The following is a 24,206-nucleotide window of genomic DNA, read 5'->3' on the forward strand; positions in this document are numbered from 1 at the left end:
TATTTGAAACAATAAACCTAGTTAATCTCCGACTTATCGTTTTTTTATGTTTTTCAAGGTGAATTGGCTATCAGCTATCCCATATTGGTTTGCTATTTTTTTTCATCCTGTTTTTGTTTGGTAGTTGTTTCTGTTTATTGTGTGCATGACTCACCCGTTCATATCGCCGTTTTACCTAACAGCAAGGGTTTACTAGGTAAATTTTCATGATTTCATCTTAAGCAGTGTGAAAGCAAACCTACAGATAATTTGTGGAGTATATGCAACAAATTGTGAGCGTGAATGAAATGAACAAATCGACTCGTAAATGAATAGAGTGAACAATATAACCGAGTAGCGACCCAATTATCTTTGCGAGAAATAAAGGTTATGGCAGGATAGCTTTATTAAAAGAGACACTTCCGAAGAACAAGGTGTTCTCCGGAAATGTCTAAAACATCTACCGGCTATCTGTTGGCAATAACCATACCATTTTTGGCAATGGAGAGCTCCTCCGCTTTGGATCATCTTATTGCCTAATGAAAAACAAACAATTTTTTTGTGCGCAATGCACAAAAGCGCTGATTATCTATTGAAAAACATTTTACGCTTATAAACCCATTGTTACATGGAAGCATCATCTACTTATCTAAAAACTTCGTTCTTGCGTTTTATTATTTGTTGTCTAGCTGCCATTGTGGTGCTGTTTTCTCCTTTTGGGGAAGTAATGGGACAGACAAAGGTCTACTCCGATCTCTCCCCTAGTTCCGGTATCAGGGCATGGGGGGCGATAAGCGGTAACGAAAGTACAGACAATTCGGTTTTACATGGTGTTTTTGGAGATGATCACATTGCAATTTCTGAAACATCCGGAACACTTGGGACTAATTTCGAAGCGAGTTTGTTTGCAAAGACAAAAACGCTTTTAGGATTGGGGTATAACGGGGAGGCTTGGGTGCAATACAAGTTCGCAGACGATTTACCGTCTGGAACAAAGGTGCTGATCCCGTTCGATCTGCCCGAATCGTCTGGACTAAACCTGGATTTGCTTAACCTCGTTGGCGGGTTGCTGGGGTTGGTGGAAGATAATATCGTAAATGCGTCTGTTTATTCAGGAGCTTCTGAGGGTAGCAATGGTACTGAAATCACTTCGGGAATTTATAAAGATATTGTACGTGATGCTGAGGGAAACCTTTGTTTTTTGATAACCTCTACCGGGTCGACCTTTAATTCAGTTCGGTTTAGTTTGCGATATCAAACGACCTTGCTAGGCGTTAATTTGGGATCGTCATTGACGTCTAAAACATATGATGCTTATTATCTTGAAGGAGTAGACGCATGTACATCCGTGTTGTTTACCGATTTGGGGCGTTCGCAAAACATCAATGTAAATTTATCGGAGACCGTCATCAACCCTGAATTTGTACTTGATGAAAATACGTCAAACTATTCGGAGATTAGGTTGGGGTTATTATCAGCCGGTGCCACGGCTTCCCAAAGCCTTTATTTTCCGGAATTATCCGAGCCCAATTCGATACTTAACGTCAGACTTCAGGTTAATCCCGCAGCATTGAATGTGAATCTTTTGGGTGCTTACGGAGTCAGGGCATACAATGGAGATACTCAGGTATTCGAACAAGTGATCGATGGTGGTTTGATTGGCGGGGTAGATGTGTTGAGTCTTTTAGGTAGTGGTGGGATTGTTACGATACCGTTTGAAATTGCAAATCAATATGACCGGGTTGAAGTAGTGCTCTATTCGACGGTGAATCTTAATGTCGGTTCCGGGGTACGTTTGTATGGCGCAAGCCGCACCAGTGCCGGTTGCCCTCCGCCGCCGCCAACACCGAGCCCGCTGATTGATCCGGTGTGTGCAAACGCGACGATCGTAGCCATGCAAAATGTGGATGATCCCCAGAACGCTGTAGATGGAGATTTTGATAGTTATGCTACCATTCGTTCCGATGCGGGGGTATTAATTGGTTTGGGAGGAAACGAGGGGCATTTAGAGGTGGCATTCGATAATCCGGTTCCGGTTGGGAAAACAGCTTACGTTCGAATTGACTATGACGACAATATCTTAAAAGCACTATTGGCCGGCAGTTTAGGCAATGTCGTTGCTTATCTACTGGATAATTTGGTTTTAGGTAACCATTATTTTGATGTCGTACTAACCAATAGTGGGGCTCCTGTATTAACAACGTCCGGAAATGATTTCTTTGCCAGTGCAAACGGTCAGGTACGGATTGTGCAAGACCGATTAGGTAGGTATTACATTGCGATCAAAGCAGAAAACGAATTTACAAATATTCGTTTAGTAGACCACACGGTCGGGGCGTTGGGTGTATTGACACCGGACAAATATTTGAATGTTTACAGCATTTGCTATGAAAACAGCGATGCAATTTGTGACCCGGCTTTTGCTACCTATGTAGGTGGCGAAGGGATCGATTTGGCAGTAACGCCGCTTGGTGACGTCGGAGTGACGGATGCGCCTTTTGCCATAGATGGAAATCTGGCGACTGCCTCTACAATCAGTATCGGCAATGTTGGCGTGGGTGCTTCTGTGTACCAATATGTCAACTATCACTCGCTCTCGGCTGAAGCCGATCACTTCCGTGTGAAGCTGAAGATGCCCGGTGGGGCCGTTACCGCAGAGGTACTTGGCAGTATTGTCATTAAGGCATTCGATGGAAATGACGAGGTGTATTCGCAGCAACTTACCAGTGGGTTGCTCTCGGGCGTAGATCTATTGGAGCAGATTGCTAATCAGGAAATGCTTAACATTCCGATCGCTCCTGGTAAACCATTTGATCGTGTGGCAGTAGGTATCGAGTCACTCGTATCAGCCAATGTAATTGACAATCCGCTGGAGATTTATAGTATAGAGCGTTTCAGTGCGGATTGCCCGGATCCGGAATTGACAGTTCCTGATCCGACGGAAACACCTTTTGAGCAATCGTCTTGTGAAGCGGAAGTGGTGGCATGGGATCATGCAAACTTTCCGTTTTGGGCAGCTGATGGAAACAACGAGACCTTTGCGACATTATCGGCCAACAGTGGAGCGCTGGCGGGTATCGGAGCTTACACCGGCTACCTGGAATACGAATTTGCTTCGGAAATCCCAGCCAACAAGACGACCTATATTCGTATCGACATGGAAGAGGACCTCTTGGGTCGCTTGTTGAGTGGAACGTTGGGCACATTGCTGGATGATGTCGGTGGTTTATTACTCGGGGATCATTATTTTTCCGTGGAAGCAAAACCCAGCATCGATGGTGCCCCCGTCTTGACCGGATCGAGTCAAAGCGGATTTGCAGGTGTCACCGGTGGAGATCTCCGTCTGGTGCAGGATAACATCGGCCGATATTACATCGCGGTTACTCCCGATGCACCTTATAAAAATATCCGTATTACAGAACACTTCCCGGCTTTGGTGGGGACCACCCAAGAAGGAAGTACGATGAATATTTATGAAGCCTGTCAGGAAATCGGAACGGATGCCTGTCTACCGGCTCGGTTTACCTCTTTTGACCAAACTGGGTTATCTTTGGGTGCGTTGAATGGGGCGGGTGTAACGAATGCCGATCATGCCATCAACAGCAATTCGTCCGATTATTCGGAAATCAGCACGGGAACCGTTGCGATAGCAGCACAGGTGTCTCAGCGGATTTATTTCAACCAGCTGTCACAGACCGGTGATGACCTGCGCATACGTCTTCAGATGAGTGCTCCGACGTTACTGACCGCTGATGTCCTCGGGAACTATGAAGTGGTAACTTATCATGGGGCGGAAGAACAGGAGCGCTTTACGTTGCAGGATGGAGGTATCATCAATGATCTGAACATACTGAACATATTGTTTAATTCCGGAGGCATTCAGACGCTCACTTTCGAAACAACAAAACCATACGATCGAGTAGACGTGGTGGTCGGATCACTGTTGAATGCGACGACGAATTCCCCCGTAAGGCTATACGAAGTAAAACGAATTGGGGCCGGTTGTCCGCCTGACCCGGCTACAGAATCACCCTTTGAAAATCCAACCTGCATAGCCGAACTTATTGATGCATCAAATGCCGACGATATCCAAAATCTGTTTGACGACGATTTTGATACGTATGCCGTGTTAAATTCCGGTGCGGGAACTTTATTGGGTATCAACGAATACGAAGGCTTTGTGGAATTGGGCTTTGGCCAGGATATAGAAGCCGGAAAAACGGCTTATGTACGCATTGATTTCGACCCCACCTTATTAGAAAACTTATTAGGTGGTAGCATTGGCGGTGCGTTGGCCTCAGTAGTGGATAATTTGACGTTGGGTGACCACTATTTCTCTATACAAGCTAAAAACGCTAATAGCGTTGTCTTAGAAGGAGCAAGCAACGATAATTTTGGTGGCAATACCGACCGCATCCGTATCGTACAGGATAAGTTTGGGCGGTATTATATTGCCATTACTCCAGACGAGGCCTTTGACGCGATCCGGATTACGGATCACACCAATTCGGCACTAGGCGTGTTAGCGCGGCCAAATACCATGAATGTATATGGTGCTTGCGTGGATAACCCGACAGCCGATTGCCAGCCCGTATTTGTCACTTCGTTTGATGCCACGGGGCTTGACTTGGATTTGGCGGATTTGGGTGGGTCCGGTGTAACGGATGCATCAGATGCGATTGACGACAATACGACAAACTATTCTGAGATTAATTTGGGGGCAGTTGCCGTCGGAAAATCTGTGGAACAATATTTCGATTTCAGGAAGCCTGCTCTTCCAACTGAAGTGGTGAATATTACCCTTTCTTACGGAACAGGTGCGGTTGATTTGAATTTGTTGGGCAGCATTGAGATAAAGGCCTATAACGAAACGGTAGAGGTAGCCCAACTGGATTGGAATGGCGGTATTATTAACGGGGTGAACGTACTTAACGCACTGAACAATGGCGGAAAGGCGGTCATACCTTTTGGTCCAGGCGTGGAATACGATCGGATCAGTGTGGGTATTACCGGTGTCGCAGGTCTCAGCGTGTTGCCTGCATTACGCATTTATGCCGTAGAGAAAGATTGTAACGTACCGCAATTCGTGGCTTGGAAGAGCTACGTAGTTGATGGCGATGCGAGCCTGGCCTCAGTAAAAGGTAGCGAAACAGTTGAATATACCATTCATGTTCGCAATACAGGTACGGTGGCATTGGAAGATTTGATCTTGACTGATGTGCTGCCGGCCCACACCGCGTTGGTGGCCGGATCCATTTCGGATGGAGGTACAGAAGCCGCGGGAACCCTTACCTGGGAAAACGTTGATGTTCCCGTGGCTGGTGAAGCCCTGGTCAGCTTCTCCGTGACGGTAGACCAGAACTTAACTGGGGTTTCGGAAATCACGAATGTGGCGTTGGTGAAATTGGATGCCAGCGATCCGGGAGTAGAAACTTTTCCGCCATTGGATAACCAAAACCCAATAGATCCGGATGAGAGCGGTGATACAGGAACAATTATCCCGGTGGAGCAGATTTATTCGCTGGTATCTTGGAAAGCGTATGCCATCACCGGTGGGACTTCTGCGACTTCAGTTAGCGGAGGGGAGACGGTGGAATATACCATTTATGTTCGGAATACGGGCAACCAAGACTTGACCAATGTGGTAGTTTCGGATGTATTGCCAGCCGGTGTAACGTACGTGTCCGGTGGTACCTTAACGGGAAGTACGGTCAGCTTTAACATCGGATCATTGGCGGTAGGAGCCACCTCGACCGGCCGGTCGTTTACCGTTAGAGTAGACGACGACCTAACCGGTGTCGATATGGTCCGTAACGTGGCGGTGGTGAATGGTGACGATCTGACACCAACGGAAAGTTACCCGCCGGTGGATAATGAAACGCCAGGCGAGCCCGATGATACCGGCGATACAGGTACCGAAATACCTGTCGTACCGCTGCATGATATCGATATTTCCCTCAACGGGTTGACCAGTGGTGGTAATACCGGACCTGCTGTGAGTGGGGAAACGATCACTTACACGATTACGGTAGAAAATACAGGTAACAAAGATTTAACAGGGGTTGAGTTGAGTGCCCTTGTGCCAACGAATACGACCTTTGGTAGTAGCGCGGATGGTGGTACCGACAGTGGTACGGGTACCGTTAACTTCCCGACATTCGATTTGGGTGTGGGCGAAACGCTTACATTTACGTATGATGTGGATGTGGATCCAATCGATCCCTCCGTTGTTACATCGATTGACAACACGGGTACCGTTACCTTCCGGAATGAAGGTAATACAGCAGATGAGACACGGACTGCCAATCATACGATGAATACGTCATGTATTACGTTGGACGCCAGCGGTATCTCGTTGCCGGGTAATGATGAGATTTGTGAAGGCGGGTCGATTACGTTGAATGCGAGTTTAACGGGCGGCCCGATCGCTGGCGCACAATTCTTATGGTTCAACAATCCAAGCTTAACGGGTACGCCCTTGGTCGGCGATGCAGTGACGGTAAGTCCGGACGCAACCACAACATATTATGTGATTGTCAATGCAGAAGGGTATTGTTTCGACACCCCGCCGGCCCAAGTAACCATTACAGTGAATCCACAGCCGAGCATTCCCACTATAGGCTATACCGGTGGTTTGGAGATTTGCGCAGGTGAAAGCCTTGTACTGACAGCCACAGCAACTGGCGCAACTCGTTACGTCTGGTATAAGGATGGCGTCTTGCAAACTGAAACATCAGCTACTTTTGCCGCAACCGAATCCGGCGTGTACACCGTAGCAGCCGAGAATGCTGCCGGATGTCCAAGTGCTGTGTCCGCACCGGTGATCGTAGTTGTTACACCGAGGGCCAGCAGTGCAGACCTCAACGTAGACGGCAATGGTGGTCCGGTGTGTGAAGGCAGTTCGGTATCGCTGACCGCTTCGTCAGCCACCATCGCGAACCCGGTGTTCAACTGGTATTCGGATGCTGCTTTAACCGAATTGATATTCACTGGTACTTCGCTGACGATCAACCCCGCGGAAAACATCACGCTTTATGTAACGGTGCAAGGCGATGGTGTTTGCGAAACCGCACCTGTTGATGCGGAAGCTGTTGCCGTTGTCGTGAATTCAACGCCTGACTTCCTTGTTGATGGCCCGTTGAATTTCAGCATCGAGGTGGGTAATTCGGTTACCTTACCTACGATTACCGCACTTACAGCAACGGTGACGTGGTACGACAATGACGGAAACGTGTATGCGGATCCTGTGGCTACCGAGACATTCGATACGCCGGGAACATACACCTACACAGCCGTCATCACCGAGGCCGACCATTGCACTGTGACCGTGTCGGTCGTTATCAATGTGTATGCTGCGGGCGAATGTCCACCGGTTTATAACCGAGTGTATGCAACCGATGGCTCGGAGTATGGTGTTTCCAGCTTGTTGTTTGTTGATTTGGGGACGGTGAATAATCCTACAAATGCGGCGGATGGCGACATCGACACGTATAGCGAATTGACCGAAGGAGCGAATGCGCTTGGTTTGCTTGGACAAACCTACCAAATACTCAAGTGGAACACCACAGTTGATGCCGGTACTCCAGTAAGCATTAAGCTTGGTAAGCAGTTCAGTACGGCGAATGTTTTAGGTTCACTGCGTATTGTAGCAGTAGATGCTAGTGGGAACGCAGTGAGTACCGTACATAACGTAGAATCGAATATATTAGATGCCGCAGGCGGACTGAACGTGTACGATTACACATTTACGCCTGCAGATGGCAATGGCCAACCGGTGCCTTACGTCGGCGTGAAGGTGTATTACCAAGGAGCGATTTCCCTCTTACAAACGGCTCGCATCTATGAGGCATACTACCATGAGGTTGGAGCCGTGGATTGTGGCGACGACGAAGTGCTGGATGTACTACATGGCGTAGAGAATCCAATCGACGGACTGGGTGTTGCAAATGCACTCATTGGCGTGACCGATCCAGAAAACGTAGTAGACGGTGATCCGGGCACTGTCGCCGTTATGAATAACGTTGCGGGCGTTAATGCCCAGACCCGATTGGAAGTGCGTTATAGCACACCGGGTCTGGCTGGTGACGAAGTGCATATCCAATTTACTGACCCAAGCAGTTTATTGCTGGTAGGAGCACTGGAATCCTTTACTATCCAACCTTATTTGGGTGATGCACCCGTCGGTGACCCCATTGTTGAGGACGGCACCACGTTACGGATAGAGCTATTGACGGATGGCTCTGCAGGCGAAGCTATTTATACCGCCGACCGTCCATTTGACCGAATCAAAATGCTGTACGGCGGTGTGGCTAGTGTGTTGGATCAGCTGTATGTCAATGAAATCACACGTGTTGTCCCCCAAATGGAAATTGGCGATAACGGAGACAATACGTTTGAGATTTGTGAGGGCGGAGACATTGTTATCCCTGAACCGGATAATTGTACGTCATACCTGATTTATGATTTGGCTGCCGGTGGTACGGTAGTTGACATCTCTACATTGCCGGCGGGTGTGCATACGTTGTATATTCAGACCGTCCGTTTTGGCACATGCGAAGTCGGTGAGCGCACGGAAATTGAAGTTACAATAAACGCGTTACCTGTAGCGCCGGTCGTGAGTGATCGCGAAGTATGCCAGACGCCACTTGCTGGTGATGAACTATACGAAGTTACTGCGTTGGTGAGCCATACGCTGAATTACTATGAGACTGAAACAGCGACGACTCCATTGTCGGATGTTCCGGTTGTAAACAGCGCGGTACCGGGTGTCTATACGGTGTATGTGAGCCAGGTAAGTACGGTTACGGGTTGTGAAGGGCCACGTGCAACGGTAACGATCGAAGTGATGGAGACGGTGCGGCCGGCACTGACCGAGCTTGAGCAAACGTTCTGCGAGATCGATAGGGCGACCGTTTCCGACCTGAACACGGATGGTGCCACCGGCACGCTAAATTGGTACCTTACGGCTGCCGATGGTACAGCGCTGACGGGTACGGAATTGTTGGTTAGTGGGGCTTATTATGCTGCCCAGGTGGCTGATGGTTGTGAGAGTGTTTCTCGCACGGAAGTGATGGTGAGCATCACCGAAACACTTGCGCCGACCATAGACAATGCAACGCCTGAGTTCTGTGCAACAGACAATAGAACATTGGCAGACCTACAGGTAGTGGGTACAGACATCAAGTGGTATGCTTCGGCCACATCAACAGATGTGTTGCCAGCAACAACGGTACTTGAAGATGGCGTAACCTACTACGCTACTCAAATGGGAGATAACTGCGAGAGCGCTGAAAGGTTAGCGGTCACACCTGTTGTTTCCGATTGTACCGCATTGCTATCGATTACAAAAACAGCAGACGAAGACCGCGTGACCGCAGGTGAAAGCACCAGCTTTACGCTGACCATCACCAATGAAGGTCCGGGGGCTATCTTGAGTGGCGACGTGATCAAATTAGGCGAACGCCCAAGTGAAGGGGTGACGATTACGGGTTACGAGGTGGCTTCCGGCAATGGAACGATCGATGGAAGCGGTAATTCCGCTACGGTAACTGCGAATGCGCTTATCCCAGTAGGCGGTATCATTACGGTGAAAGTAACGGCAACCGTTGATGCGGATGCTCCTGCAACCATTACTAACGGTATCGACGTATGGGGTCCGGATAAGGATCCCGAAACCGATCCGAAAGACGATGAGGATGATACGCCACCGATACCGGTAGACCGTGAGTCCGCCTTGAGCATCACCAAGGTGGCGGATGAGGCACGTGTGAAAGCAGGCGAAAGTACCAGCTTCACGCTGACCATCACCAATAACGGTCCGTCAGTGATCGAAGTAGGTAAGGAAATTAACCTGACGGAACGTCCGGGTGAAGGGGTGACCATCACCGGGTATGAAGTGACCGCTGGTAACGCTATTGTCGCTGGCAATGGAAATACTGCGGTATTGACCACGACGGGTAAGATTGCTGTGGGTGGAACCATTACGGTGAAGGTAACGGCGGATGTAGCTGCCAATGCCGGTGAAACCATTACCAACGGCATTACGGTTTGGGGACCCGACAAAGATCCAGAGACCGATCCGGAAGATGATGAGGACGATACACCGCCGATCCCTGTAGATCATGACGCTGTGCTGAGCATCACGAAAGTGGCTGACCAAGACCGAGTGACCGCAGGAGAAAGCACCAGCTTTACACTGACCATCACCAACGAAGGTCCGGCGGTAGTAGCGAGTGGCAAAGAGATCAGCCTGACCGAGCGCCCGGGCGAAGGAGTAATCATCACGGGATACGAGGTGACTTCTGGCAACGGTACAGCTGCCGGAACGGGCAACTCGGCAACTGTGACGACGAGTGAGGCAATTGCAGTGGGTGGAACCATCATCGTGAAGGTGACGGCAACCATCGACGCGGATGCTCCTGCAACCATTACCAACGGTATCGACGTATGGGGTCCCGACAAAAATCCGGAAACCGATCCGAAAGACGATGAGGACGATACGCCACCGATACCGGTAGATCGTGAGTCTACCTTGGGTATCACCAAGGTAGCGGATGAGGCACGTGTGAAAGCGGGCGAACCCACCAGCTTCACGCTAACGATCACTAATAACGGTCCTTCCTTCATTGAGGTAGGCAAGGAGATTAACCTGACGGAGCGTCCGGGTGAAGGGGTGACCATCACCGGATACGAAGTGACTGCCGGAGCAGCCACCGTTGCGGGCGATGGAAATGCCGCGGTATTGACCACTACGGGTAAGATTGCCGTAGGCGGTGCCATCACGGTGAAGGTAACGGCGGATGTCGCTGCCAATGCCGGTGAAACCATCACCAACGGAATCACGGTTTGGGGACCGGATAAGGATCCCGAAACTGATCCCGAGGACGATGAGGACGATACGCCGCCGATTCCAGTGGATCATGACGCTGTGCTGAGCATCACGAAAGTGGCCGACCAAGCTCGGGTTAAAGCGGGTGAACCCACCAGCTTCACGTTGACGATTACCAACGAAGGCCCGGCTGTCATAGCGAGCGGTAAGGTGATCAGCCTGACCGAGCGTCCGAGCCAAGGAGTAACCATTACCGGATACGAGGTAACTTCGGATAATGGTACTGCCAGTGGAACCGGTAATTCCGCGACTGTAACCACAAGCAAAGCAATTGCGGTGGGCGGAACCATTATCGTGAAAGTAACGGCGGATGTCGCTGCCAATGCCGGTGAAACCATCACCAATGGCATCGGCGTTTGGGGACCGGATAAAGACCCCGGTACCGATGATCCGGATGACGAAGACGATACGCCGCCAATACCTGTGGATCACGAGTCGGTGTTGAGTATCACCAAAACGGCAAACGACCAACGTGTGATATCGGGAGGCACTACTTCATTCGAAGTGACGGTAACCAATAATGGCCCGGCTGTTATGGCCGTAGGTGAAACCATCGCGGTAGAAGAACGCCCAAGTGCCGGATTGGCTATCACGGGATATGAAGTGACCTCAAACAATGCAACCATTGGCGGCAATGGCAACAACCGACAATTGACGACGACTGCTGCAATCGCTGTCGGCGGTACCATTACATTCACGGTTACAGCGGACGTCACGGCATTGGGTGGTTCGAACGTATCCAACGGCATTGCGGTTTGGGGACCGGATAAAAATCCGACGACGGACGAAGAAGATGATGAGGATGAGACCCCAGAAATTCCGGTAGAACGGCCGTATACACTCAGTGTTGAGAAAGTAGCTGACCAGTCTTTGGTGACTGCAGGGAAGCCGACCACCTTTACGGTGACGGTAACCAATAACGGGCCGATGGCGATCGAATCCGGTAAAGAAATCGCATTGCAAGAACGCCCGGGAGCAGGTGTGACCATTACAGGCTATCAGGTGGTTTCAGGTGCCGCTTCCGTAATTGGTACGGGTAATCAGGCCACGATTACAACAAGCGATGCCATTGAGGTAGGGGCAACCATCGTGATCAAGATTACGGCGGACGTAGCTGCAACCGCGACGGGAACCATCACAAACGGTATCACCGTGTGGGCACCAGATCGGGATCCGGATACCGACGATCCAGACGATGAGGATGACACAGATCCGATTCCAGTGGATGCGACGCTGGTAATTCCGAATCTGTTTACACCCAATGGTGACGGACTGAACGACTTGTTTGTCATCAAGAACTTGCTGCAATACCAAGGCAGGGAATTGGTGATCATTAACCGGTGGGGCAACCAGGTCTATAAGAGCAACAGCTATAATAACGAATGGGATGGAGGTTCGCTCGCTGAAGGTACGTACTATTACATCTTGCGTGTTCGTAATGGCAATAATGGCGAATGGCGGACCTATAAAGGTGCTGTCGCGATCATTAGAGTGACAGGCCGTTAAAAGGAAAAGATAACCTGCCAGGCACTTCGTCTGGCAGGTTTATTAAGAGAACGCTGATTTTGACCACATCCAATAACAGATAAAGACATGAAGAAGTATTATTTTCTAGTGCTGATAGCCCTTTCAACCGCTCCCGCGCTTGCGCAACAGGTGGTGCAGTACAGCCAGTATATGTTCAATGGCCTATATATCAATCCCGCATACGCCGGTTACCGCGGGCCTGTAAACTTGCATACGTATTATCGTTCCCAGTGGACAGGTATGCCCGATGGCCCCAGTACACTGGCGCTGGCCGCGGATATGCGGACCGCTGGTGACAACGTAGGACTCGGACTGAATCTGATGAGCGACCGCGTGGGATTGGAAAAGCGTATTTATGCCTATGCCAACTATGCGTACCGCCTACGGGTGGGGTGGGATCCGGAAGACAGGTTGGCATTTGGCTTGGGGCTTGGGTTTATCCATTCGGGGTTTGACAATGCAGCAGCACATACCCAGGATCCCGAGTCTATCAACATCGAAAATTCGTTTTTGCCTGATGCCCGGTTTGGCGTATATTATTCTACCAATACGTTTTATGCCGGCGTTGGTGTGGACAATTTGATTTCGCAGCTCATATTTAACGATAATAATGGGAGTATGCGTATCCCTCCGGTTACCCAATACTACATTACCGGTGGAGGCATTGTTCCGTTAGCTACAGATATTTTGTTGAAACCATCCATTCTGGTTAAAAATGCGAATAGCGCAGTACACCGTGCTTGGACTACGGATCTGAATGCAGCAGTCATCTTTGCCGAGCAGTTTACGTTTGGGCTCTCTTACCGTACTGCACTTTCCAGCGGAAAACAGTTGAGCGAGAGCCTGAAGCGGCCTAACTCAATCATTGCCCTTGCTGAATTTGTTGCAGCGGGTCAATTCCGCATTGGTTATTCGTTTGATTATGCACTCAATCGAATTAATAATCAGGTGGGGGGAACTCATGAGATATCGTTGGGATATTCGCTGAACAAAGGAACACAGCGCGTGCGTACGCCACGGTACTTCTAATGATATTGGACATTTATTAATCCATGCTGAACGCTACAAATAATACCTACCTATGAAATTTTTTAACAATACGGTTACGCTGGTTTTTGGACTTTGTTTAGTAACGATCTTACCTTTACAGGCACAGTATTCCCTGCTGAAATCTGCCGATCGGGAGTTTGACACGTTTAACTTTGTTAAAGCCATTGAGCTCTACCAGCGTGCATACGATGTTAAAGCCGATATCAAGACAGCGGAGCGTCTCGCAGCGTCTTACTACCACATCCGGAATTACCGGGAAGCAGAAACATGGTATGCGCGTTTAGCTAATCACGATGAAGCAAAGATCGATCACATCCTGCAGTATGGGCATGTGCTTCGTAACAACTCCAAATTCCGGGAAGCCAAGGCCCAATACCAGCGCGTTGCGCTGAAAGCAGAAGGTGCCATTTCGCGGGAGGAGCTAGCGATGCTATACGCCTCATGCGACTCTGCCGTCGTATGGCTGGAAAATCCAATCAAGGCTGTTGAGGTGAAAAACCAAAAAAAATGGAACAGTGCGCAGGCTGAATTTGGGGCCACTAAAGGGCCTGATGGTTTATATTTTGCCTCTGACCGATTTGATGGTGCGGCCCAACCCGATGTAATTTATGGATGGACGGGAAATCCATATTTATCCATGTACGTGGCGAAGGAAGAGGCGGTGCATAAGGTAGATGCCAAGTGGGGCGATGGAGCGAATCACTTTGGCCCGGCAACCTTTTCCAAACCAAAAAATGAGGTGTATTTTGCTGTAACCCGTAACCTCACCCGCGAAGAGAAGCGCAAAGCAGGAAAGGATGTCACCGTTAATATTGAGATTTTCTCCAATTCGTTGGATGCAACAGATTGGGGGCGGGATGCTACTCCTTTCCGTTACAATAATATCACTGAGTGGTCGGTAGGTGATCCGTTCCTGACCGCCTCAGGCGACACGCTCTATTTTACGTCAGATATGTCGGGAGGTAAGGGAGGCACGGATATCTATTATGTAGTTCGTCAAGGAGATGGGGCTTGGGGCGATGCAGTTAATCTAGGCGCTGCTGTGAACACACCCGGCGATGAGCGGTTTCCGGCGATTGATGATCAAGGAGATTTTTATTTTTCATCTGACGGCCATTTGGGAATGGGCGGATTGGATGTATATCGGTTGAGCAAAAGCGGAACGCAGGCCAAGGCAATCAATTTAGGTTTTCCGTTCAATTCGCCTTATGACGATTTTTCCATCCGTTTTGATAAAGAGTTAGAAGGATACGTGGCTTCGAACCGGAGCGGTGGCGCGGGAGCGGATGATATTTATTGGTTTAACCTGAATAAGGTGGTGCAGATTGACTTGGAAGGAGGTGTTTACAATGAAAAGACCAAGCTTCCCGTCAGTGGCGCGAAAGTGACCCTGACACCAGAAGGAGATGAGCTGAATGCGGTGGTGATAAATGCGGGAACGGATGGTAAGTTTACCTTCAATCTGGCAGAAAACATGGATTATACGATCACAGCCGAGCAGACTGGATTCCGCGAATTTACACCACTAGCTTTTTCCACGGCAGCCATCGATTCCAGCACTACGTTGCAAAAAGATGTTTATCTTTCGCCGGTAGAGGTTAAGGAGGTGGTTGTGCTCCGTAATATCTATTTCGATTTTGATAAGGCAGATATCCGCCCGGATGCTGCACTGGAATTGGACAAGATTGCGGCGTTCTTAAATAGCGACCCCAGTGTGCGTATTGAGCTGAGTGCGCACGCGGACTCCAGGGGAACAGCAGCGTATAACATGAAGTTAACCCAGCGCCGGGCGGATTCTTCGGTAGCCTACCTGGTGAGCAAGGGAATCGCTGCTGACCGGCTGGTTGCCAAAGGATATGGGTTTACCAAGCTGGCCAATCATTGTGCGAAAGGTGTTGAGTGTACGGAAGAAGAACATCAATGGAACCGGCGTGTGGAATTTTTCGTGATTGAGAATGGCGATGCGAAGGACTAACTCGTGTAGTTAATGATAACCCGTAAATACCCTCTCGAAGGGTATTTTTTATTTATGGGAGAGACTTGCTAGCACCCATTGTCCGAAATCAGCGAATTTCGTCAATTGGAGTTCCCGTTTGTCGGTGATTATTTCCTTCAATTTCGCGGCCACCTTTTTGTGAGCCGTTGCTTTCCACGCATTTCCCCGGAGTTTAGGATCTGCTGCGATGGTATTGAATATCAATTTTTCGGTCTTATAGGCCTTACCCTGTTTGCTGAACGCTCTTTTGTACGATCGGATTTCATATTCAACATATCCCAGGTCATCCATTTCATAGCTAAGAAGAATGTGAAGCAAGCGGCCCGCCCGGTAGGCAAGGTGTTGTGGCGTTTGTTTCGCGGCAGCTATGAGTAGATTTAGTTGTTTCTTTGCCTTGCTCCATTGCTGCAGCATGAAGTAGGTAAGCGCTATAAAAAAATAATACTCCAATTGCTTTTCGTGACCATTAACTGCCTTTTGTGTGTCTCCATTGGATAAGTTTCCTATCAATTGAGCGGCCATCTCGTATTTTTTGCAGCCGAGGAGCATATTTAGTTGATATACCCAAGTTGTCAACGTTGCCACACTTTTAAAATGTTCCGGATAGGCGCGTTCTGACAACGTCGCCAACCGATCAATGAAGGGAGCCATTTCTTGATAGTAGCCAATGCTTCGGAGGCTGTCGAGGATGCCGTCGAGCGCGGATAAGTAATCATAGGGAGGGTAGTCCCACATGGATTCGTTGGCTTCAGTCAGTTTCGTGAGCTCATTAAAAATACGCAATGCAGAGCGGTATTCTCCCGAATGAATAAAAAAGAAGGATTGGAACAGCAAATGTAATTTCTGCGGTTCAAACTGATGCTGGCTGCCCCGGGTAGAGAGGCTTAGCTCACTCAGAATAAGGTCGTTTACCTGCTTATCCTGTTTGCTGCTTTCGGGACGCTTGCCTTTTGTAAGGCGGTGGCTGAGGAGTTCATAAAGGGAATAGTGCTCGTGGATCTGCCGGAGCGACTGCAGGGTATGTTTTGCCTTCATTTGTTTGTCTACCAATTGCTGTTCGCTGAGTCCAGGGAAACCAAGATCGGAAAGCGCAGTCAATTCCATCCGGGCAGCTTGATAAGCCACCGGGTGATGCTGACTTGCTGTCGCTAGTTTTGAGGCTTTGTGGAGCTCTTTGAACGCCCGGGAAGGAATGGAACGTTCAAAACAAAGCCTCGCTTTTAGAAGGCATTGGTATTGCTGATACCACGTGTCTTGCTCGATACGGATCTGCACGAGTAAATCGGTAAGTATCTTATACAGATAAGCAGCGGTGTTTTCCAGTGATTTTGTGGGATAAGCCTCTCTGAATCGCTCTTGCCAAGAGGCGCCGTCGACGGTGTCTATCTGTCCAATAATCTGTTCATATAATATAACATAGTCTTTATCACCTTTCAACTGCGTGCCGTGTAACTGGAAGATTTTTTTTTCGGTTGCGGAAAGAGATTTTATGAGTTTTTCGAGTTCGTAGAACAACATAGGAATGAAAACTAACCGGATTTAGAAAAATAAATGCTATAAATACGTTTTATAACTATTTGTATAATAGCTGTTTTGTTGATTTATTTTTGTGATTGTTATGGTTTTATAATTCATAAAATTATATAAAAAAGGTTGATTTAACAAAAATATACCCACTACTTTTGACATTAGTTATAAACTAAATAAGATTCTTTAACCAATTATATGAGCAATAAAATAATCGTTGTAGGGAGTATGAACATGGATATGGTGGTTAAAACAAGCCATATTCCACAACCGGGAGAAACGGTCTTAGGTGGATCATTTTTAATGAATCCGGGTGGAAAGGGAGCGAACCAAGCGGTGGCAGTTGCCCGGTTAGGCGGGGATGTAACTTTTATAGGCAAAATCGGTGACGATATTTTTGGAAAGCAATCGTCGCAATTATTTGACGAAGAAGGGGTAGATACCAATGGCATTTTGGCCGATGATAATAGCCCATCTGGCATCGCGCTGATTACTGTGGACGAACGCGGCGAAAATAGCATCGTCGTGGCCCCGGGGGCAAATGCCCATTTGGAACCTAATGACGTGGAAGAGGTGTTGGATAATTACCCGGATAGCAAAATTTTATTGGTTCAGTTGGAGATACCGATGCGGACGGTGGAACATGCAGCTCGCATCGCCCGGCGCAGGGGAATGCAAGTAATTCTTAATCCGGCACCTGCCAATAGCTTGGTGCCAAGTATGTTTAATTTGATTGATATTATTACGCCTAACGTTAACGAAGCAGAAATGCTGTCGGGTGTCCGGATTAGCGATGTTCCCAGCGCGCGTCAGGCAGCTGAAAGCATTCATCAACAAGGGGTAAAGCATGTGATTGTCACATTAGGAAAAGACGGAGCTGCATTATTGGAGGAAGGTATTTTTTACCATATCCCCACACCCAGTGTGGAGACGGTAGACACTACGGCTGCGGGCGATGTGTTCAACGGCGCGCTTGCGGTGGCGGTAAGTGAAGGTAAAGCGTTGAAAGACGCGGTATCATTTGCCTGTCGGGCGGCGTCAATCGCGGTGACGCGCATGGGGGCACAGTCGTCAATTCCGTTCCGTAACGAAGTTCTATTGAACAGCATGACATAAAAACAATAACTGTATAACCAATTTCAAAAAAACCAACAAATTATGTTTATCGTAGAAAGTTATGGACTGGCTGTCCTGTTTTGCATCGTCACGATGCTCTGTTGGGGCTCTTGGGCCAATACACAGAAGCTGGTACAGCGCGAATGGCGCTTTGAGCTATTCTATTGGGATTACGTTTTGGGGATTTTCCTGTTGGCCCTTATCGGTGCATTTACCATGGGCAGTACAGGGGAATCGGGGAGGCCATTTTTGGCCGACCTTGCACAGGCGGAGGGCGAGAATATCCGGAGTGCCCTTATCGGCGGTGTGGTATTCAACCTGGCCAACATTCTGCTTACAGCGGCCATTGCAGGGGCGGGTATGGCAGTGGCTTTTCCAGTGGGAATCGGATTGGCGCTGGTAATCGGTGTCCTCATCAACTACCTGATGCATGCGAAGGGAGATCCTGTTTTTTTGTTTCTGGGCGTCGGCTTGGTAACGTTAGCGATCATTCTCAATGCGGTCGCTTATGGAAAACACTCCGGCGGAACGGGCAAGAAAGGCGTAGGAAAATGGATTGGGGTATCAGTTATTGCCGGCGTGTTGATGTCCACGTTTTATCCGTTTATCGCGGCCGGGATGGATCTGGAGAATTTCGTGTCGCCAGCTGCCGGGAAGATGACCCCTTATACAGCTTTTGTTGTGTTTGCAGGGGGGATTGTCCTGAGCAATCTGTTATTCAACACCATACTCATGCGTAAGCCCTTGGAAGGAACCCCCAGCAACTATGGTGAATATTTTAGAGGTCGGTTTGGGGTACACTTGGTAGGTGTTTTTGGTGGCTGTATCTGGGGAGTGGGTAATCTGTTTAATCTCATTGCCGCAGGTAAGGCCGGGCCTGCAATTTCTTATGGTCTTGGTCAAGGAGCTACTTTGGTGGCCGCCCTATGGGGAGTGCTGATCTGGAAAGAATTTAAGGGAGGTAGCCGGTCTGTCAATGCGCTTGTCGCCGCGATGTTCGTGTTGTTTGTTGTTGGGCTGGGATTGGTGATTGCGGCGGGAGAATAACAGGCGTTAGCCAGAATAGGTAGAAAATATACCAATAATACGTATAAAATCGGGGTTGTGGCCACCGAACGGGCCTATTATTTTCACAAAATTTTCACATAAAACATGGGGTTATGAATGTAAGGAATACAAAATTGGTTTGCGCACTGATTTGCTGCCTAATGGTTGTAGTACAACAGGCAGTTGCGCAAGTCGTGGTCTCAGGAAAAATAACGGACCAAGACACGGGCATCCCGTTGGCTGGTGCAACGGTGAAGGAATTAGATGGACAAGGCAATGCCACGACCGACGATGCCGGTATGTTTTCCATATCGGTGTCATCTGTAGAAGCGACGTTGATGGTTAGCTATATTGGATATCAATCGCAGGAAGTGAGCCTGTCGGGCCGAAAAACGGTGGATATCAGTTTGCTGATTGGTGACGCAGCGCTGGAAGAAGTGGTGGTCGTGGGTTATGGTACACAGAAAAAAATCAATCTGACAGGAGCGGTTTCAACCGTCCAATCAAAAGATCTGGTTAAAGTGCCTTCTGCCAACGTATCGGAAGTGCTCATAGGGAAGGCTCCGGGGCTTTTCGCCAAGCAGGGTCAGGGAGTGCCGGGATCTGATTATGCCAACCTCAGTATCCGGGGCTATGACGCTCCATTGATTTTGGTAGACGGGGTAGAGACATCCTGGACACGCATGGATCCGAACGAAATCGAGTCGGTAAGTGTGCTGAAAGATGCCGCAGCTGCGGTTTATGGTGCCCGGGCAGGCAACGGTGTGATATTGATTACTACGAAACGGGGGAAAATAGGCGAACCGGCTATCACGTATACCGGTAATTATACCATCCAGCAACCTACCACCATGCCTGAATTTGTTTCGTCCTGGAAATATGCGGAGCTGTTGCGGGAAGGTGAACTGAATAACGGATTACCGTTTACCTATTCGGAGGAAGAGATTCAGAAATTCAAAAACGGAGGCGACCCAAATTATGTCAATGAGAGCTGGTATGAGGCAGCTTTCGTAAAATGGGCACCGATGCAGTCACATAATTTAACGGTAAGTGGTGGAACGGACCGGGTTAAGTATAATATGACTGCCGGTTACCTGAATCAGGCGAGTATGTACCAATCTGGCGACATGAGCTTCAACAGGTATAACATCCGTTCGAATGTGGATGCTCAAATCAGCAAGCGGCTAAACGCTTTTTTTGATCTATCCTATCGGAACGAAGAGCGACTTGCGCCACAGACCGCATTGGATGATATCTGGATCAATCTCAAGACTGCACTGCCCATGTGGTCGGCCACGTTACCCGACCCATCGAAGGGCGGTGCATATTCCGGTTTTTTGGCGAGGAGTCCGGTGGCGCAAACCATCCGCGATATGTCTGGCTTTAACGATAATTTACAACGATATTTCAATGGTCGCCTGGGCCTGAAATATGAAGTGCCAGGCATCCAGGGATTGCACATTAACGCAACGTTAAACTACTCCATCAATAGTGCCTTTACCAAGGTACAGGACCGGCCGTTTGAAATTTTTAGCTACGACTATGAAAGCGGCGAATATGAGTCATGGGGTATCAACGGCGCCAATTCGCTGAATGAAACGTTTGTACAATACACCCAGCTTTATCCCATGGTATCCCTTACCTATGACCAAACGTTTGGCAGTCATTCGGTACAGGGTTTGTTGTTGGCGGAAGGAATCGACACCGATAATGTGACGACCTCCGCCGGTCGGGTTAACCTGCTATCGCCGGAAATTCCATACTTGTTTGCCGGGTCTACAGAAAACATTACAAACAATGGTGGCGCCGTGGAAACAGGACGTGTAAGTTATGTAGGGCGCGCTAATTATGCATTTAACGGAAAATACCTGTTGGAAGGAACATTTCGTTTTGATGCAAGTCATAAATTTCCGTCGGAATCCCGCTGGGGTTTCTTCCCCAGTGTGTCTGCTGCCTGGCGGCTTTCAGAAGAATCTTTTATTAAAGACAACGTATCCTGGATCGATAACCTCAAGCTGAGGGCTTCCTACAGCAAGTCAGGCAATGACAATGTAGACGCGTTTAAATATTTGACGGGGTACGAAATCCTACGGGCACTTTCAAGCACCTATGTTTTCGGTTCGGACGCCTATCAGCTGATCCGTTCTACCGGGTTGCCGAATCCGAATATTACGTGGTTGGACATGACCGGATACAACGTGGGTTTGGAGGGCATGTTTAAGGAAGGTCTGATTGGCTTTGAATTCGATGTATTCCATCGGATAACGGACAATATTTTTGGGCAGCCGCTGGAAACTTACCCCTCTACATTTGGGGCGACATTGCCGCAGTTAAATATTAATTCGACGGAAGACAGGGGCTTTGAGCTAACGCTGAACCATCGCAACAAGATAGGTAACGAATTCTATTACAATGTTTCAGGATCCGTGAGCTGGGCGCGACAAAAGTACAGAAGGTGGTCGGAAAGTCCGTACGAAGATCCGGATGAAATCCGAATTTACCAGATGACTGGAAAGTACACCAACCGATGGATCGGCTATCTTTCTGACGGCATCTTCTTGAGCCAAAGCGAAATAGATGGCCATCCAGTTGATCAGGATCAGGCCGGAAATAGCACGTTACGTCCCGGAGATATCAAATACAAGGATCTGAACGGTGACAACATCATCGATTGGCGTGATCAGGATGAGATCGGTTATGGCACATTTCCCGATCTGACTTATGGGTTAAACCTGCAGATGGAATACAAAGGTGTCAGTGTCACCGCGTTGTTCCAAGGTGCGTCGCTGTTTAATTCAATGATTTCCGATGTATTGCGCGGTCCACTGCAAAACCTGAGTAATCCGTTTGAATTCCAGTATGCGTACCGGTGGCAACCCGATCCGAACAATCCAGATGTCAACATCAACCCAGAGGCTAAATTGCCAGCGATTTTAGGAGACGGTGTCGGCACCAATACGAACAACAACAAGGCATCGGATTTCTGGTTGCAGGATGCTACCTACCTCCGGTTACGCAACCTTAATGTAAACTATTCGTTGCCAAGTGAATGGATAAAACGGATCGGTGTTCGCCGGGTAAATGTCTATGTGGCTGGAAGCAACCTGCTTACGTTTAGTAAGCTAGGTATGTATAAAAAGTCGCTCGATCCCGAGGCCACGGATTACCAAAAGTTTTATCCTCCGGTTAAGACCATTTCTTTCGGACTGAATTTCACCCTGTAACTGATTTAAATTGTATTGTCATGAAACATGTAAAATATCTTATCGTCATTACATTCCTGGGTTTCCAAAGTTGCGAAAGCTTCCTGGATAAGGAACCGTTGGATATCATCTCCGATGCGGTGGTATGGGAAGATCCAGCATTGGTAAACGCTTACCTTGCCGATCTTTATTTCAGGACCGACTTTATTGAACTGCGAGGCAACACAACCGAGCAAACGTCATTTGCCATGATCGCTTCCATGGGCGGGGAAGGACGGTCGCATGGTGCACACCACCAATCGTATGTGGCATCGACAAACGTGATTACCTCGTCTGGAATTCCCGATGAACTGGACTACTGGAAGTACCAGAATATCCGCGACTGCAATTACTTCATCGAGAAAATCCGCGAATCTGTCCTTGATCCGGAAGTGATCGATCAGCGGATTGCCGAAGTCCGTTTTTTACGGGCTTATATGTATTTCCAAATGGTTATTCGTTTCGGGGGCGTACCCATCATTACCGAGCCGCAGGACATGAACGCCCCGAAAGAGGAAATATATGTGCCACGGAATAGTGAGAAAGAAGTCTATGATTTCATCCTTGCCGAAACAGCCGAACTGGTGGAAGACTTGCCGTCGCAATATGGTTCGCAGGATAAAGGGAGACCGACGAAATGGGCGGCGTATGCACTTAGAAGCCGTGCCGCGTTGTATGCTGCCAGCATTGCAAAATATGGCGAAGTTCAACTAGATGGGCTTCTGGGATTTCCGGCATCGGACGTCGATCCTTATGCGCAGATCAGCTACGACGCGTCTAAGGCTATTATGGGCAATGGCATTCATTCGCTTTACCAACAACATGCAGACCCTGTGGTTAATTTTCAGAACCTGTTTTTGGATGAATCCGATGATAATAAGGAAGTGATTATGGCAGAGGTATACGACTACAGCAAAAATAGAGCGCACGCCTTTACCTTACGTGCGATGCCGCATGATTTCAATGGCACATGGGGGTCGATGTGGTACCTCTATGATTTTGTTGAGCATTTTGAATTTGCCGATGGTCGGCCGGGGACATCCATTTCAAGGCCGGAGCTTACAAGCCAGGAATGGTCATCTGAAGAACTGTTCGGAAGTAGAGATCCGCGTTTCCGTGCGTCTGTATTCTATCCGGAAAGTCCGTGGCAGGGGGGTAAAACATTATTCCATTCGGGTACGCTCAGAAACGGTCAGACGTTGACTTCGGGCACTTCGGAAGATGGATGGCCGTATAAGGCGATTGAGCGAAATACCGTGCGGACGGGCTTTATGGTGCGTAAGCGGTGCAATGAAAACATGAAAACCGAACCTGTCATAAATGATGAGACGGATTACATTATTTTCCGCTTAGGCGAAATTTATCTGAATCTTGCGGAGGCTGCATTTTATCTGGGGTTTGACGACGAAGCGCTTACGGTATTAAATGACCTAAGGGCGCGGGCTGATATGCCCGAAAAAGAATTCATTAGCGAAGAAACGATCCAAAACGAACGGTTGGTAGAGCTCTCATGGGAAAACCAGAGTTATTGGGACATGCGCCGTTGGCGTATTGCGAAACAATTGCTCGATGGCGTCCGCATGAAAGGTCTCCAGTATATATATAATTACGATACCAAGAAGTACCAGATAAAATTGATTAATGCAGAAGGTGTGGCCCGAACATTTTTGGATCGGAACTATTACCTGCCGCTCGGTGTGAACAGGGTGACAGAGAATCCCAACTTTGTGGAAAACCCGGGATATTGAGTGTCACGAACAACTATATGAGAGTTGATGCTGTGCATATGATGAAGGTGGGCCCTTCGGTATCGGAATACAGGTTCCGGTACCAA

The 24,206-nt window shown here is 48.5% G+C and carries 8 protein-coding genes; 7 read left to right on the top strand and 1 reads right to left on the bottom strand.

Going from position 1 to position 24,206, the window contains the following annotated elements; translation table 11 throughout:
* Positions 1 to 607: 607 nt before the first annotated feature.
* The 3 genes from BMZ56_RS20095 (at position 608) to BMZ56_RS20105 (ending at position 15,419) form a co-directional block, all read left to right on the top strand.
* Complete coding sequence (locus BMZ56_RS20095; protein ID WP_090629897.1) at positions 608 to 12,373, top strand: Ig-like domain-containing protein; 11,766 nt, start codon at positions 608 to 610, stop codon at positions 12,371 to 12,373.
* Positions 12,374 to 12,460: 87 nt separating this feature from the next.
* Entirely contained in the window at positions 12,461 to 13,423 is a 963-nt protein-coding gene (locus tag BMZ56_RS20100; protein WP_090629899.1) for a PorP/SprF family type IX secretion system membrane protein, read from the top strand.
* A 52-nt stretch (positions 13,424 to 13,475) separates the two neighbouring features.
* On the top strand, positions 13,476 to 15,419 hold the full coding sequence (locus BMZ56_RS20105) for an OmpA family protein (protein WP_090629902.1): 1,944 nt from the start codon (positions 13,476 to 13,478) through the stop codon (positions 15,417 to 15,419).
* Positions 15,420 to 15,467: 48 nt separating this feature from the next.
* On the opposite strand, the gene BMZ56_RS20110 is transcribed toward BMZ56_RS20105, so the two are convergent.
* The gene (locus tag BMZ56_RS20110; protein WP_090629904.1) at positions 15,468 to 16,958 is read right to left on the bottom strand and encodes a hypothetical protein; all 1,491 of its coding nucleotides are present in this window, start codon (positions 16,956 to 16,958) and stop codon (positions 15,468 to 15,470) included.
* Positions 16,959 to 17,165: 207 nt separating this feature from the next.
* Here BMZ56_RS20110 and rbsK point away from each other — a divergent pair, with 207 nt between their 5' ends.
* The 4 genes from rbsK to BMZ56_RS20130 all read left to right on the top strand — a co-directional run bounded on the left by rbsK (position 17,166) and on the right by BMZ56_RS20130 (position 24,120).
* Entirely contained in the window at positions 17,166 to 18,083 is a 918-nt protein-coding gene (gene rbsK, locus BMZ56_RS20115; RefSeq protein WP_090629907.1) for a ribokinase, read from the top strand.
* Between the two features lie 42 nt (positions 18,084 to 18,125).
* A complete protein-coding gene (locus tag BMZ56_RS20120) occupies positions 18,126 to 19,130 on the top strand; it encodes a GRP family sugar transporter (protein WP_090629910.1) in 1,005 nt (334 codons plus the stop codon).
* 113 nt (positions 19,131 to 19,243) lie between these two features.
* Positions 19,244 to 22,354 (top strand): SusC/RagA family TonB-linked outer membrane protein, encoded by a 3,111-nt coding sequence (locus BMZ56_RS20125; protein WP_090629912.1) that lies wholly within the window; start codon positions 19,244 to 19,246, stop codon positions 22,352 to 22,354.
* A 20-nt stretch (positions 22,355 to 22,374) separates the two neighbouring features.
* On the top strand, positions 22,375 to 24,120 hold the full coding sequence (locus BMZ56_RS20130) for a RagB/SusD family nutrient uptake outer membrane protein (RefSeq protein ID WP_090629915.1): 1,746 nt from the start codon (positions 22,375 to 22,377) through the stop codon (positions 24,118 to 24,120).
* The last annotated feature ends 86 nt before the right edge of the window (positions 24,121 to 24,206 follow it).

Origin of the sequence: Parapedobacter indicus, assembly GCF_900113765.1 — a bacterium.
Lineage (GTDB): Bacteria > Bacteroidota > Bacteroidia > Sphingobacteriales > Sphingobacteriaceae > Parapedobacter > Parapedobacter indicus.